Here is a 14,572-nt window from a genome sequence, read left to right as displayed (position 1 = left end):
GGCGTCGCATGACGCCGTGCCGGAGCGCCTCACAGCGCGTCTGTCCGCTCTCTGATCGAGTGTACTATGGATGTGGCAGAACGGGCAATTGTTCCCTCCGGAACCACTTACCTTGGCGCCTGCGCGCAACGCCTTCGTTCATCCAGAGACGAACAGGGTCAATGCATGCCGCAGCAGCTGCGGCGTCTGCCCCGTCCAGCGTTTGAACGAGCGGCGGAAGTTGGTGGCATCATGAAAGCCGAGATAGTCGGCCACGGCGTCATTGTCGTAGCCATGCGCCTGGAACAGGTAGATGGCCTTGTGCGCGCGCACCTGGTCCAGCTCGGCCTGGAAATGCGTGCCATGGCGCGCCAAATGGCGTTTCAGGGTGGCGGGACTGACGCCGAACGCCTGCGCCGTGCGTTCCAGCGTGGGCGCGCAGCGGATGTTGGCCAGCAGATAGTCGTACAGCGCGCCCAGCAGGCTGGCGGCCGGCGCCGGCGCCTGGGCCGCCGCGCGCAGGGCCAGCGCGGCCGCCGTCGCATTGCCGCGCGGCCAGGGCTTGTCCAGCCAGCTGGAATCGATGAGCATGGCGTCCACCTGGCAATCGAAGCGCAGCGCCTGGCCCAGGTGCACCTCATGCTGCTCCACGTGGCGCGGACGGGCACGGTTGAAACAGAAGCGCCATGGCAGGGACTCTCCCGCCAGCCAGCGGCACATGGCCGCCAGCGCCGTCATGTGCATTTCCACCAGAAACGGCAGCTGGCTCGGTGCGCCGAAGGCATCTGTCCAGTACAAGACGTGCAGCTCGCCCGCCTCGCGCAGCCGGGGCTGCAGCAGCGGACACAGCAAGGTATGGAAATCGCACAGGATGGCCAGCGCCTGGCGCAGGTTCTGCGCCTGCAGCAAGGCGTGGCTGACGGCGCCGTAATGGCCGGGCAGCATTTGCTGGCCCAGCATGAAGCTCGTGTCGGCACTGTCGAGGCCGCGCGCCACATTGGCCAGCAGCTGCAGGTATTGCGCGGCGCTGACGTAGCTTTCCTCGGACGGCAGCGGGCCGTCGTCCAGGCCCGTCCCCTTGAGCAGGGGCGCCGTGGCCAGGTCGCGGCTGCGCGCATAGTCGAGCACCAGCGCCGGCTGGTGCCGCGCCGCGATGCTGGGGTCGCCCTGCTGGTTCAGCGGCATCAGGCGGGCGCGGCGCTGGCAGAACCGTGGCGCGGCATTTCCACGGCCCGGCTCAGCTCGGCGAGCACCACTTCCGGCACGCCATCGGCGAGCGAACAGGCATGGCGCAGGCTCAGACGGATTTCGCGGTTGTCGTTGGCGTGGTGGCGCATCTGCCCCACCATATAGCACAGGTGGCGGGCCCTGGCTGCCGCGTCCTCGCGGGGCACGCCCGGCATCAGCACGGCGAAGCGGTCGCCCGCGTAGCGGCATAGCAGATCGTCATTGCGCAAATTCAACAACAGCATGTGGCCCACGGCTTGCAGCACGCGGTCGCCTTCGCGGTGGCCATGTTCGCGGTTAATCAAATGAAAGCTGTCGATATCGAGCAAGACCAGCGCGCAATCGAGGCCGGGACGGCGTTCCTGCTCCAGGCGCATCTGCGTGCGCAGATAGCTGGCGTCGGCCAGCTGCGTGATGCGGTCAAAGGCGCGGTGGTCGCGAAACAGGCGCTCGCGCTTTTGCAGGTGTTCGTTCAGGCGGAACTGTTCCTGGCGCCAGTAATACATGCCGATGGTCAGCACCAGCATGCCGAACGGAATCAGGGCCTCCAGCCAGTTATCCCACACGGCGCTCTTATCGACGGCAAAGAATTCATCGAGGCAATCGGCCCAGGACCCCAGCATGATGGCGCACAGGCCGCCGGCGATCAGGCTCGTCACCCTTCCCCGTGGACGGCTGCTGAGGGTAAACAAAAACCACACACCGGCCATGACGGCCGTGCCGCCTTCGCAGACGATGTCCATCCATTTCCAGATGGCGAACGGTTTCGCATGGCCGAAGGTGGCGTACAGGAAAAAGAACAGGGGCAGCGCCAGTGCGGCGGCAATCAGGCTGTTACGGTGCAATGGCAGCATGGGGGAAAACCTTTAAAAGTGGTGCTGCCGCCACGATAGCGCCTGCCCATGACGGCACGATGACATGCGCCACGCCCGTGCGGCAGGTGCAAACGGCTCACCTTTCCTGTTGACCATCATGCAAATACGGCATGCCGCGCCATCGGTGCCCGCAGCGGGCAGGTCATTTCAGCTCACCACGGTTCATTTCCGGCTGGAAATCGTTCACACGCCGTTGTTTTCGGGCCTGCAAGCCCTTGCCTGTCACGCAACCGTCATATTTGCTGCCTAGAATCCGCCCGGTTCCTTCCCCCTCACCGAGCCCTTCATGAAAACCATGCATACTTCGTCCCCCTCCTCGCTGCGCCTGACGGCCGTGGCCCTGGCCGTCATGGCCGTCTTCGGCGGCGCCAGCCAGGCGCAAGCCCAGGATGATGGCCAGCCGGCCGCCACCGTCGTCGTCAGCGGCCAGCGCGCCAGCCTGCGCAACGCCATCGCCGCGCAAGAGAAAGCCGACAACATCATCAGCGTCATCAGCAGCGACGACATCGGCGGCTTGCCCGATAAAAACGCGGCCGAGGCGCTGGCCCGCTTGCCGGGCGTGTCCGTGCAGCGCGACCAGGGCGAAGGCCGCTATATCACGGTGCGCGGCCTGGGCCCGGACCTGAACGCGGTCACCATCAACGGCGCCCTCGTGCCGTCGCCGGAAGCGGGCCGCCGCGCCGTGGCCCTCGACATCCTGCCCGCCGGCCTGATCCGCACGCTGGAAGTGTCGAAGACCTTGCTGCCGGAAATGGACGCCAACTCGCTGGGCGCCACCATCGAAGTCAAGTCGCTGTCCGCCTTCGACTTGCCGGGCAAGCTGCTGTCGGCCAACGTGGCCGCCAGCCATGATGAAAAGACGGGCAAGACCAGCCCCAGCGGCGGCGCCCTGTGGGCCCAGCGTTTTCTCGACGGCAAGCTGGGCGTGGCCGCCGGCCTGAGCGCGGAAAAGCGCTCGTTCGGCTCCGATGACGTGGAAACGGGCGGCGCCTGGAGCAAGGGAAAATTGTCGGGCCTGGAATTGCGCGACTACCTGCCCGTGCGCAAGCGCGGCGCCCTGGCCGTCAACCTCGATTACCGCCCCGAAGCGGGCAACAGCTGGTTCTTGCGCTCTTTTGTGAGCGAATTTTCCGACGATGAAGTGCGCGACCGCCTGACCATCAGCAATATCGCCGGCGGCAGCCTGGCCGAAGACCAGACGGCCAGCGCGCGCGCCGAGCGCCGCATCCGCCAGCGCAAGTACACGCAGCAAGTGCGCTCGCTCGTGCTGGGCACGCAGCAGACATCGGGCGACTGGACCCTGGACGTGAAAGGCGGCCTGAGCCGCGCCACGGAAGATACGCCGGAGTCCTTGAACGACGGCCGTTTCCGCGGCCTCAGCAATTTTGCCGGCATCAGTTTCCATGGCACCGAGCAGCCATTGTTGAGCGGCCCCGCCTCGCTGTACGATCCGGCCAGCTATGCGCTCAATGCCATCACCCTGCAAAAGCGCTATTCGAAGGACAATGAACACCATGCGCGCATCGACCTGGCGCGCAAGTTCGATATCGCCACCCTGAAATTCGGCGCCAAGGTCAGCCGCCGCGAAAAAACCAATGACACGGATCAATGGGCGTATAACAGCAGCAAGGCTTCCAGCGGCAATTACTGGGGCGCCGGCGCCACCTCGATGAGCGCCTTCGTGCAAGGCCACAATCTCGACTACGACCTGGGCAACATCGGCGTGGCGCTGGACCCGGCGCTGATACGCGCCAGGGTCGCCGGCCTGGACCGCGACAAGGCGCGCCTGGCCACGGAATCGGTCATCAACGATTACCGCATGCATGAAGACATCAACGCCATGTATGTGCAGAACAGCTATGATTTCGACGCCTGGCACATCCTGGGCGGCGTGCGCGCCGAACGCACCAGTTTCGAGGCCGCCGGTTCGCAGGTGGACAGCGCCGGCGTCGCCACGCCCTTGACGCGCGAACGCTCGTACAGCAACTGGCTGCCGAACCTGCAAGCCCGATATGACGTCGATCAAAAAACCAGCGTGCGGGCCGCCTGGACGCAAGCCGTGGTGCGCGCCAACTTCAGCCAGCTGGCGCCCGGCATCAGCCTGGCCAGCAACACGGAAGCCGTGATCGGCAACCCGGACTTGAAACCCTTGAAGGCCAACAACCTCGACCTCGGCATCGAGCGCGTGCTGGGCAACGACGGCGTGATGTCGGCCTACGGCTTCTACAAGGACATCAAGAATTTCACGTACACGACCAACCTGGCCGGCACGGGAGCATGGACGGGCTACACGACGGCCACCTCGTATGCGAACGGCGACGCGGCGAAAGTCAAGGGCATCGAACTGGCCTACATGCAGCCGCTGCGCATGCTGCCGACGCCGTTCAACAAGCTGCTCGTCGGCGTGAACGGCACCTTGAGCACCTCGCGCGCGCAGATCGGTCGCTACGACAAGGCGGGCAAGCAGCAGATGAACCGCGACATCCGCCTGCCGGGCCAGTCGAACCAGGTCATGAACCTGATGCTGGGCTATGAAACGGGGCCCGTCAGCGCCCGCCTGGCCCTCAACTACAAGTCACCCTACCTGCTGGAAATGGGCGGCGATATCCTCGACCCAAGCCAGGACCGTATCGTGGACAGCCAGAAACAACTCGATTTCTCGCTGTCCTACCAGATCAACAAGCAGTTCCAGGTGACGTTCGAGGCAGCCAACCTGAACAACGAGAAATACTATGTCTACCAGGGCACGAAGCAATACAACGTGCAGAACGAACAATACGGCCGCACCTTCAAGGTGAGCCTGAAAGCCAGCGCCTTCTGATGATGATTCTCAATAACATGAAAAAAACCGTACTCTGCAGCGCTTTGCTGGCCGCCTTCTGCCTGGGCGGCAGCGTGCAAGCCGCCCCCGCCAACGCTGTGCCTGCCTTCACGCAGGAAGCGGGAGAACTGGCCCGCCTGCCTGGCGGCGGCTGGCTGACGCTGGACAAGCACGGCTTGCGCCTGTTCGATCCTGCGGGCAAGGAGCTGGACCGCATCGCCGTGCGCGCCAAGCAGCTCGACACGCGCCTTGATGGCAATCAAGTGCTGGCTGTCTTTCTGGAAGCGGATACGCAGCGCCCGCTGCCCGTCTCCGTTGATGTGCAGGCCGGCAAGCTCGTGAAACTGGCGCCGTTTCCCGTGCCGACGTTTTCCGTGGAAGCGTCCTGCCTGTACCGCGACGCCCAGCAGATCGATCATCTGTTCTTGATCGGCAAGGATGGCCAGGCGGAACAGTGGGTCATGCAGGGCGAACGGCGGCTGCTGGTGCGCAAACTGGCCCTGCCGCCGCACGCCAAACATTGCCGCGTCGACGATGGCGCGCAGCGCCTGCTGGTGAGCGAATCGAACATGGGCGTGTGGGCGTATGACGCGGAGTCCGAAGGCATGGGCAAGCGCGAAGTCGTGGCCCTGCGCAAGCCGTACGGCCAGCTCGATGGCGGCGCCGGCGCGCTGGCCGTGCTGCCCGGCGGCGTGGCCGTTCTCGACGGCAAGGCGGACAAGCTGCACCTGGTCACCCATCAGGGAGATACATGGGCGGTGCAGCCGGCCCAAGCGGTCGCCTTGAACGTGCGCAAGGGCGACAGCCAGCTGGCGCTGGACAAGGACACCTTGCTACTGCGCGGCAAGAACGGCTGGCAGGCGCGGCCCTTGAAGTGGGCAGGCAAGGCGGAAACAGCGCCGGCGGTGGCCATCATCGCGCCGCAGGCGCAGACAGAACCGATGGCGCGCCAGGGCGACGCGGCCGACGACCCGGCCATCTGGCTGTCCAGCAACCCGGCCGATGCGCGCATCCTCGGCACCAACAAGAAGCAGGGATTGCTCGTCTACGACCTGCAAGGCAAGCAGACCCAGCTGCTGGAAGTGGGACGCCTGAACAACGTCGACGTGCGGCAGAATATCCAATTGAATGGCCGCAAGGTCGACCTGGCCGTGGCCACGCAGCGCGACGACAACAGCATGATGTTATTTACCATCAATGCCAGCGGCGTGGTGGCGGAAGCGGGCCGTTTTCCTACCGGTCTGAAAAGCATCTACGGCATGTGCTTGTACCAGCCGGCAGGCGGCGGCGTGCAAGCCTTCATCAACGACAAGGACGGCACCTTCCAGCAGTACAGCATCGGCCTGGAAGGCAACAAGTTCAGTGCGACTCTGTTGCGCAGCTTCAAGGTCGCCACCCAGCCGGAAGGCTGCGTGGCCGACGACGCCAACGGCCGCTTGTTCCTGGGCGAGGAAACGCGCGGCGTGTGGACCACCTCGGCCGACGCCGCCAAGCCGGACGCGCTGACCATGGTCTTGCCCGTGGGCGCAAGCCTGGCGGCGGACGTGGAAGGCATGGCCATCTACCGCAAGCCCGGTGGCGCGCCCAATACAGGCTATCTGGTCGTCTCCAGCCAGGGCGACAGCAGCTACGTGGTGCTCGACGCACAAGCGCCATATAAAGTGCGCGGCCGCTTCAAGGTGGGCTTCAACTTGCCCGCCGGCATAGACGGCACGTCGGAAACGGATGGCCTCGACGTCACCTCCGCCAACCTGGGCGGCGCGTATGCGCAAGGCATGCTGGTGATCCAGGACGGCTACAAGCGCTTGCCGGACGGCCCGCAGAACTTCAAGTATGTAGCGTGGGAGGCGGTGGCGAAGGCCTTGCGGCTGGAGTAAGGCCGCAGCGCCTGCCGGGAACGGCTCTCCGGCGTGCCGGAGAGCTATCCTTGCGATGGATCAGTACGGCCAGGCGGGCATGCCGCTTTCCACGTCCAGCCACTTGCCGGTGGCGAGCTGGTTGTGCTTTCCTTTTGGCAACGCGTAGTAGCTGCGCGGCGCCAGCGGCAGGCCCAGGTCGGCCACCGAACTGAGCGCGTCGGCGCTCGGCGCGATGCCGTACATCCAGAACAGCTTGCGCATGTCGCGGCCGATGATCTTCGAGCTCAGCACGTACAGCAGGTCGTGATTGCTGATGCTGTTCGTGGCGTAGCGCCCCATGCCGTAGTGCGCGGCCGTGGCGGCGCTGAAATCCCTGGCCACGAGGCGGTCGCCCTTGGTCAGCAGGCTGAAGTAGTCCAGGGTGGACGGCATGGTGGGCGCGGCCAGGCCGCTGCGGTAGCGGGTGAACTGGAAGGCCAGCTGGAAGTGCACGGCGCGCATGACGTCCTGCCCGCTGTCCGTCCACACGCGCTTTTGCATGTTGGCCACCAGCGCATCGTCCGCCAGTCCCGTGGCGCGGCTGGCCGCCACGGCCGCGTACAGGCCAGGATGGTCGAGCGGGTGCCCGCTGCTGATTTCCAGCCCGTGCAGCTCGTACGCGCGCAGCGCCGTGGCGCTGGCCAGGATGTTGTTGTCGCACTCCACGCCGCAGCCATGCGTGCCGTCGGGCATGATGCGCATGACGCGCTGCACGGTGTTGTGCCCCATTTCATGGGCATAGCCCCAGCCCAGGTCGATGCCGGCAGCGCCGTCGATGGGGTTGCCCGAGCAAAGAAAACCGCAGGTGGCGATCCAGCCGACGAAGTGCTGCACCAGCGGCTGCTTGTGCACGCTGCCGTCGCAGGTCCAGGCAAAGCTGCTGCACAGCGCACTGACGGTGCCCGTCATGCCCGCATCGTTGTAGCCGTTGGCGATATGGTTGCTCATGAAGAGGCCGTCGCGGATGGACTGGTTCGCGTACGCCTCGGGCGCCGTCGTGCCGATCACCTTTTGCGCAAACGTGATGGTTTGCTGGATCTCGCCGCCTGTCACCTTCGTCGTCTGCCAGCCGAACGTGCCCGCCTTCAGGGCGGCCGATGCCTGTGCCACGTCGCTATTGCTCATGCTGCGCGTGTAGTCGAAGTGCGCATAGCGCACGGCGCCCTTGATGCGCAGCCTGACCACGGTGTCGGCCGTCGCGCCGCTGTAGCTGAGCATCAGGGGGCCGCCGTTCGGCGTGACGAATGCGCGGATGCCCTTGCCCAGGGGCACCGTAAACGATTGCGGCTGCAGCGGGCGCGCATAGGTGTTGGCGGCCTCCGTGAGCGGATTGCCCCAGCTGCGCAAATAGCTGGTCTGGATGCCCAGGCTGGCCGCGCCGGCGTTATCGAGCACTTCGACCTGCACGCCCCTGGCCGGCACGGCGCCCCGGCCGATCAGGGTGATGCCGCTCGTCTGCGGCAGGGTCACTTCGATGTCTTCCCAGTCGCTGCCCGGCACCAGGGTCTGCGCGACGGCGGGCATGTAATCGCCCTGCCCGGCCGTTGCCGCCGTCGTGGCGCCGCGCGCAAACCACAGGAAGGCGTCGCTGGCGTAGGTGCGCAGGAAGGGCACGGCGGCGCTGCGGCTGATATGGCCGTACGTAATCGCGCTGCGCTGCGTATCGGCCCACAGCACCAGCAGGCGGTGCAGCAGGTAGTTGCCGTCGCCGGCAAAGATGTCGACGCCCGCGCCATTGATGGCCGCCAGTTCGTTCAGCATGGTCTTGAACGGTGCGGCGGGCGTGCTGTCGCCGCTCACATCCAGCGACAGGGCGCTCTGCCGCAGCAGGTCCAGCGACGTCACCAGGGCGCCCAGCTTGTCGGCCGCCGCCAGCGACTGCGCCACCGTGCGGCTGGCCGAAACCGACACGCCGCTGGCGGGCGCATAGTAATTGCCCGGATAGCCGCCCAGGGTCATGCCCATGGCCGCCAGCACCTCGATGCCGCCCGCCGATTGCGTCCAGTTCGGGTGCATGTAGATCACGGCCTTGCCTGCGGCCAGGTATTTCTGCACCAGCCCGGTCAAGCCCGCGCTGGCCGGCACGCTGCCGCCAAAGACGATCAGGTCGGCATTCACCCAGCACGTGTTGCTGCTGTCGGCGACGGCGCAATCGACGGCCGCCGGCGTCTTGCCCGTGCGCGTGATGAAGTTCTTCACGGAGGACGCCGCATAGCCGGCGCTGGCATAGCGGATCGTGGCCGGCAGGCTGCCGCTGCCCGATCCCGTCATGAGCCACGTGAAGGCGCGCAGGAACTGGGGATAATGCTGCTGTTCCTTGCTCGTGCCCGCCATCCACTGCAGCACGTCGGCGCCATACGCCATGCCGCGCCCGGCGCCGTCATGGCTCAGTGCCGCGATGCCGGCGCCGCTGTCCGACACGATGTACGGCGTCGCCGTCGTCGACGCCAGCACGCCGATGGTGGCGCTGGTGCTGGTACCGACGTTCAATGCCAGGCTGAGGCCGTCGCCGCCGGCGCCGTAGATGGCGCGCAGCGCATCCTGGTGGCCCGCGTTCTTGCGGCCCGCCTCGGCGATGGCCAGCTCCAGCAGGCTGGCGGCATCCGTGCCTTGCAGGCCGGCCGGGTCGCCGCTGGCCAGGGCGGCGCCGATGCGCAGGGCCGCGGCATTGCCATTCGCGTCACCACCCGTGCCTGGCCCCGTGCCATTGCCCGTGCCGGTGCCGCCCGTGACGCCGCCGTTACCGCCATCGCCCGCATTGCCCGCATTGCCCGCGCTGCCAGTCCCGCCAGTGCCGCCGTTGTCCGGCACCGTGCCCGTGCCTGTGCCGCCGCTGCTGCCGCTGTTGCTGACGCTGTCGGACGCGCCGCCGCAAGCGGCGAGCGCGGACAGCATGGCCAAGACCATGACTGGCCTGAAAATTTGTTTCATTGAAGTTTCCTGAATGGAGGCTTGAACCGGCGATGGACAGGCCGATCGCTGACGTACGCTGCCGCCCATGCCGGCTGCATGGCGGTACTGGGGTTTTATCGTTTCGGAACAGGGCGTGATATCGGCGGGCAGGTGACGATTTTGCAAGACAGCGTCATCAGTCCGTTCCACCGCTCGGGCGTCGATGGCATCAAAACATTTTATTTATCATATTTTCCATTGCACATTCAATCCCCGGGCAGTGCACGCGCCGCCTGTATGGTCGCGCACACCATTATCAAGAAAGATAATCAGATAGGAAATTCGCAATATAATTAGGACTATGAAAATTATTGCGAAAATTACCTTCTTTTCTTATTTTCTCATACTCTTCTTCTGCCAGTCCAATAAAAAACCGTCGCGTGCGGGGGAATGTAATGTGGCAGGAAACGGCAATGACGCAACGCATCGCCATCAACAGGAATTTCTCATTATTAAAAATATCAAGCAAATGGCAAATGAATATGACTATTAATCAAATCGCCCGCAAATTTGTCTGGCATATCGATGCTCGCCTGCGCCAGCATAAACTGCTACCGCCAATCAATTTTCCTGTCCGAGCTTGATATTTATAAAATATAAACATGCCATACTTGTTTGGATAATACCGATTCCATCATCCGGCCTGCAACAGGCAATGCTTCATGCTGCGCCATTTCATGACACCCGTCCGATGAAGAAAAATATCTGCAGCCTTTTTATTCTCGGCACCGCGTGCGCCTTTTCAAATGCGGCAGAAATGGCGGACAAGGCCGCGCCAGCGGAAAACCCCGCGCTGCGCTGGCAAGCGATGGCGCGCGCAGATCTGGCGGCCGTGCAGGCGCTCGTTCTTTCCACGCATCCGGGCAGCATCGACGACGGCAATCCCGTCTTTCACGAGTGGACGACGACGGGCTACCAGCAGGCGCTGGCATTCATTCCCAAGGTCGTCACGCACGATACGGCAATGTCCGCCGTGCGTTTTTATGTCACCGGCTTGATGGATGGCCATTTTGGCTATTCCGATAATGCGCGCCACCGCGATTCCCCAACCTGATTAACGGCTGGCTGCTGCGCAAGGAGCAAGGTATGTGGACCGGCGTGATTTTCCTGCCGTCACGGACTCCCTGGCCAGCGGACTGATGGTACTCCGGCTGGCTGGCGAGGCATTGAAACGATGCCGCTTTGAAGGGCCGGATGGCAAAAATCACGGCGCTGGACATCAGTGACGCAGCCATCAATGCCAGGAAGTTTTCCAGATGACAATGCCGCACGGGGAGCGGCCCCGACGCGTCAATGAAATCAGCCTCGACAGTGGCGTCCTGTGGATACGCGCCGCCAATCAGCGCAAGCGGCTGCCAGGACGGCATTAAGACTTTAGTCGCCCATCAAGACAGCACTGAAGAATACAGGCGACCCGGCATACAGTTTCAAATCCAGGGGTGTACGCCCACTCCAGCCATAGATCATCTGCGTTTGGAGCATTTGTCCTGAAATACCTGGTTTTATCCACGCAGCGAGACCCTTGCCCGATGGGGCGCGGAACTTCCAGTATGTGGCGTGTTCGGACGCGGCGCAGGCCTTGCCGCTCGAATCATGCAGTGGGGCGGCCCGCACTGGCTGCCCCGCGATCTCGCGCCGCTACGCCGCGCGCCGCATATCGATGGCAAAAGGCAAGTCTTTGCCATCGAAATCCACCTTGCCTGTCAGCGCCAGGCGCTGCGCCGACAGTTCCACCAGGCGCAGATCCGCCACGTCGCGGTATTCCATCATGTAAAGACTGCATTCGCAGTCCGCATTGCTTGCATCAACGGCAAGCATCTGCACGGGCGCCCCATCCGTTCCCGCCAGGAGCAAGCCCTGCAGAATAAAGGATGGCGGATACAGCGCCCACGACCAGGGCGCGTCCTCGTCCTCCGTCAGCCGCAGGAAGACCTCGTCGTCGGCCTCGATCCTGATATTGATTTCCCGCATGCCATCGGCGCCTGCCGTCACGCTGATCCTGGATTTCACGGCATCCACGTCGAAATTGGTGTCGCCGATACTGAATATCTGCATTGCCCTGCTGCTCCTGATGAACGCGTGAATCCGCTGGCATCGGCCGTCATGCCGCCTCGGCCAGCAGACACGCGCGGGTAGTGCTTCAATCGCCCTGCTGTTGCCATACCGCCTTGCCACCCTTGATATAGATCAAGGCACTGGCAGAACCTTCTCTTGCCACCACGATCCCGTCCGTTTTCAGCTTGATGGATTTTTCATGGTAGCTGTGCTGCAGCGAGCCCTTGTCTTCCACTTGCCACACTTCCAGCCAGGCGAAATCATCGCCGCCGTTCGACAATGCATGGCCTGCCCCGACGATCAGCGGCGCCGACTTCTGCCGGAACAAAAAGACGATGCCCTCTTTCTTGCTGTCCTTGTTCCTGATCAAGACAGCCAGGTCGCCCTTGCCGTCGCCGTCGAAATCGCCGCGCAGGACAAAGGGATTCAAGCGTGCATTGACTTCGATGGCCTCGCGCCTGGCCAGGTTATCGAGCTGTTGCGTCGCCCAGACCGGCAATTGCGCCTGCGGCGGCAAGGCCTGGGCACCGGCCATGCCGGCGGCAAACACCAAAGCGACTGTCACTACCATGCTTCTGCAATTCATGAGACGGCTCCATCAAGATGAAGAATCGGGGTGGCGCCCGGCGGTGCCAAGCGTGCAGCCAGAATAGCATTATCAGAAAATACTTGCACTGTCTCAACAGTGCCTGCCCCGCCCTCGCACGCTGGCGCGGGCGAATTAATTGCGGCCCCTTGCAGATCTGCCAGCCACCGGCGGCCTGTGGCGTATTAAAATGGCGCCCCATGACCTCCCCCGCCTCGACCTCCCCCCTGCCCGACAACGTCCTGCTCCCTTCCCTGGCCGTGCTGGGAGGACAGATTTCCGTCAACCTGGGGGCGGCGATTGCGAAAAACCTGTTTCCCGTCATCGGCGTCGAGGGCATCACGGCCTACCGGGTGGGCTTCTCGGCGCTGATTTTGCTGGCCATCTTCCGTCCCTGGCGTTTCCGCCTGACGCGCAAGGATGTGCTCAATCTGCTCGTCTACGGTTCCGTGCTGGGACTGATGAACTTGCTGATTTACCGGGCGTTTGCACTGATACCGATCGGCATTGCGGTGGCCATCGAAGTGACGGGGCCGCTGGCCGTGGCCATGCTGTCGTCGCGCCGGCCCCGCGACCTGTTCGCCGTCGCCTGCGCCGTGTTCGGCCTGTATTTGCTGCTGCCCCTGCAGGGCAGCCCGGGCAGCCTGGACCCAGCCGGCGTGGCCTATGCGCTGGGCGCGGCCCTGTGCTGGGCCCTGTACATCATCTTCGGCAAGCGCGCCTCGGCCTTGCAGGGCGGCCAGGCCGTGGCCTGGGGCATGACGGTGGCGGCCATGGTGACGGTGCCCATCGGCGTGGCGTATTCGGGCACGGCCCTGCTGGCGCCGTCGATCGCCTTGACGGGGCTGGCGATTGCCATGCTGTCCAGCGCCCTGCCGTACTCTCTGGAAATCTTTGCCCTGCGCCGCTTGCCGCAAGGCGTGTTCGGCATGTTCAGCAGTGCGGCGCCGGCCGTCAGCGCCCTGGCCGCCATGGCGGTGCTGGGAGAGTTGCTGAGCCTGACCCAGTGGCTGGCCATCGCCTGCATCGTGTTTGCCTCGGCCATGGCGGCGCTCGGTGCACAGGCCGGCAAGCGCTAGCGGTATCGCGCCTGTTCCGCCGTGCTGACTGCGCCGCGCCCGCGCCTGGCCGCTTGCCCGCCTGGCATGGTTGCAGCACATGCTTGCATCACTAACGGGCAGGATTGCATGCCCGCCTGTAAAATGCGTCATTGCTTGCCATATCGCGCACTTCCGCCTCACCGATGACATCCACATATCATTTTCGCTGGTTCTCCCCTCTTGCCGCTGCGGCCCTGCTGCTGGCGCCCGCCATGGTCAATGCGGCCGCTCCCGCCGCCTTGAAAGGCAATGCCGAAGCGGGCAAGGCCGCGTTTCGCAAGTGCGCCTCCTGTCACCAGGTGGGGCCTTCGGCGCGCGGCGGCTTCGGCCCCAAGCTGACGGGGGTGATCGGCCGCAAGGCCGGCGCCACCACCGACTATAAATACTCGGCCGCCATGAAGAACGCGAATATCGTCTGGACCGAACAAAATCTCGCCAGCTTCCTGCAGGCACCGAGCGACTTCATTCCTGGAAACAACATGCGCTTCTGGGGCATCGGCAATGCGCAGCAGGTGGCCGATCTGCTGGCCTACCTGCGCACGCAGTAATCGCGTGAAATAAGCGGATGTAAGCGGCGCGCGCACACGCACGCACGGGCACACGGCATCACGTCCTGACGCCAGATCAGGCTCCCAGCGCCTGCAGCACGCCCTTGCGCTTCTTGTGCGCCGCCTCGTAGTCGCGCAGGCGCTTGCGCTGGGCGGCGGACAGGCCGTTCAGCTTGCCCCGTATCTGCGCCACCGTCAGATGCTGGTAGCCGGCAAGCGGCAAGTCGGGCGCCGCCGGCGCGGGGGCCGTCTTGGCCGCCCGCTCCCGGCCTGGCGCCTCCTGCGTCTCACCCGCCCGCGCCCTTTGCTTGTTCACGATGCGGGCGGCGACTTCGTCTTCGCGGCCCCGATAGCGCCCCTCCTGCCTGAACTCTTTTTCCAGCTTCCTGAATTCGCGCTCGCGCTTGGGACTGGCACCGACAGGCATGTGCGTTCCCCTAGGAGTCTGCGCGGCAGACAGTTTTTGGAACGTGATGGCGCCGGGCTTCTTGAACGGAGCAGTCGCTGATTTACTTTCGCGCGCGAAAGTGA

14 protein-coding genes are annotated in these 14,572 nt (G+C 64.3%); 8 read left to right on the top strand and 6 right to left on the bottom strand.

Annotation, left to right across the window (positions count from 1 at the left end):
* Positions 1-138 precede the first annotated feature (138 nt).
* Both BXA07_RS13775 and BXA07_RS13770 read right to left on the bottom strand, forming a co-directional pair.
* The gene (locus BXA07_RS13775; protein ID WP_076568484.1) at positions 139-1,164 is read right to left on the bottom strand and encodes an AraC family transcriptional regulator; all 1,026 of its coding nucleotides are present in this window, start codon (positions 1,162-1,164) and stop codon (positions 139-141) included.
* Positions 1,164-2,060: a GGDEF domain-containing protein gene (locus BXA07_RS13770; RefSeq protein ID WP_076568483.1), complete on the bottom strand. Its 897-nt coding sequence runs from the start codon at positions 2,058-2,060 to the stop codon at positions 1,164-1,166. The genes BXA07_RS13775 and BXA07_RS13770 overlap by 1 nt, the downstream gene beginning before the upstream one ends.
* A 64-nt stretch (positions 2,061-2,124) precedes the next feature.
* Here BXA07_RS13770 and BXA07_RS30160 point away from each other — a divergent pair, with 64 nt between their 5' ends.
* Genes BXA07_RS30160 through BXA07_RS13760 form a run of 3 tightly spaced genes read left to right on the top strand, consistent with a single transcriptional unit; the run spans position 2,125 to position 6,779 of the window.
* Positions 2,125-2,331 carry a hypothetical protein gene (locus tag BXA07_RS30160; protein ID WP_139335567.1) on the top strand — a complete coding sequence of 69 codons (207 nt, stop codon included), beginning with the start codon at positions 2,125-2,127 and terminating at the stop codon, positions 2,329-2,331.
* A 45-nt stretch (positions 2,332-2,376) separates the two neighbouring features.
* Complete coding sequence (locus tag BXA07_RS13765) at positions 2,377-4,902, top strand: TonB-dependent receptor (RefSeq protein ID WP_076568482.1); 2,526 nt, start codon at positions 2,377-2,379, stop codon at positions 4,900-4,902.
* Positions 4,902-6,779, top strand: a complete 1,878-nt coding sequence (locus tag BXA07_RS13760; protein ID WP_244556273.1) for a phytase — start codon at positions 4,902-4,904, stop codon at positions 6,777-6,779. The genes BXA07_RS13765 and BXA07_RS13760 overlap by 1 nt, the downstream gene beginning before the upstream one ends.
* A 60-nt stretch (positions 6,780-6,839) precedes the next feature.
* On the opposite strand, the gene BXA07_RS13755 is transcribed toward BXA07_RS13760, so the two are convergent.
* Entirely contained in the window at positions 6,840-9,731 is a 2,892-nt protein-coding gene (locus BXA07_RS13755) for an ImpA family metalloprotease (protein ID WP_139335566.1), read from the bottom strand.
* 78 nt (positions 9,732-9,809) lie between these two features.
* Here BXA07_RS13755 and BXA07_RS30155 point away from each other — a divergent pair, with 78 nt between their 5' ends.
* From BXA07_RS30155 to BXA07_RS13745, 3 genes are all read left to right on the top strand, one after another.
* Entirely contained in the window at positions 9,810-10,049 is a 240-nt protein-coding gene (locus BXA07_RS30155; protein ID WP_139335565.1) for a hypothetical protein, read from the top strand.
* 116 nt (positions 10,050-10,165) lie between these two features.
* Entirely contained in the window at positions 10,166-10,336 is a 171-nt protein-coding gene (locus BXA07_RS30800; protein WP_170909660.1) for a hypothetical protein, read from the top strand.
* 173 nt (positions 10,337-10,509) lie between these two features.
* Positions 10,510-10,806, top strand: a complete 297-nt coding sequence (locus BXA07_RS13745) for a hypothetical protein (protein WP_139335564.1) — start codon at positions 10,510-10,512, stop codon at positions 10,804-10,806.
* A gap of 584 nt (positions 10,807-11,390) precedes the next feature.
* Here the strand turns inward: BXA07_RS13745 and BXA07_RS31310 are convergent.
* A complete protein-coding gene (locus BXA07_RS31310; protein WP_076568479.1) occupies positions 11,391-11,807 on the bottom strand; it encodes a hypothetical protein in 417 nt (138 codons plus the stop codon).
* Between the two features lie 85 nt (positions 11,808-11,892).
* A complete protein-coding gene (locus tag BXA07_RS13735) occupies positions 11,893-12,372 on the bottom strand; it encodes a hypothetical protein (RefSeq protein ID WP_139335562.1) in 480 nt (159 codons plus the stop codon).
* A 221-nt stretch (positions 12,373-12,593) separates the two neighbouring features.
* Here BXA07_RS13735 and BXA07_RS13730 point away from each other — a divergent pair, with 221 nt between their 5' ends.
* Entirely contained in the window at positions 12,594-13,472 is an 879-nt protein-coding gene (locus BXA07_RS13730) for an EamA family transporter (protein WP_076568477.1), read from the top strand.
* A 164-nt stretch (positions 13,473-13,636) separates the two neighbouring features.
* Positions 13,637-14,041 (top strand): c-type cytochrome, encoded by a 405-nt coding sequence (locus BXA07_RS13725; RefSeq protein WP_083708222.1) that lies wholly within the window; start codon positions 13,637-13,639, stop codon positions 14,039-14,041.
* Positions 14,042-14,117: 76 nt separating this feature from the next.
* Here BXA07_RS13725 and BXA07_RS13720 read toward each other — a convergent pair whose 3' ends face one another.
* Positions 14,118-14,468 carry a hypothetical protein gene (locus BXA07_RS13720; protein ID WP_076568475.1) on the bottom strand — a complete coding sequence of 117 codons (351 nt, stop codon included), beginning with the start codon at positions 14,466-14,468 and terminating at the stop codon, positions 14,118-14,120.
* Between the last annotated feature and the right edge of the window lie 104 nt (positions 14,469-14,572).

Origin of the sequence: Janthinobacterium sp. TND4EL3 (assembly GCF_900156175.1) — a bacterium.
Taxonomy (GTDB): domain Bacteria; phylum Pseudomonadota; class Gammaproteobacteria; order Burkholderiales; family Burkholderiaceae_D; genus Janthinobacterium.
The sequence above is the reverse complement of the archived record's forward strand: the minus strand, read 5'-3'. Positions and strand labels throughout refer to the sequence as shown.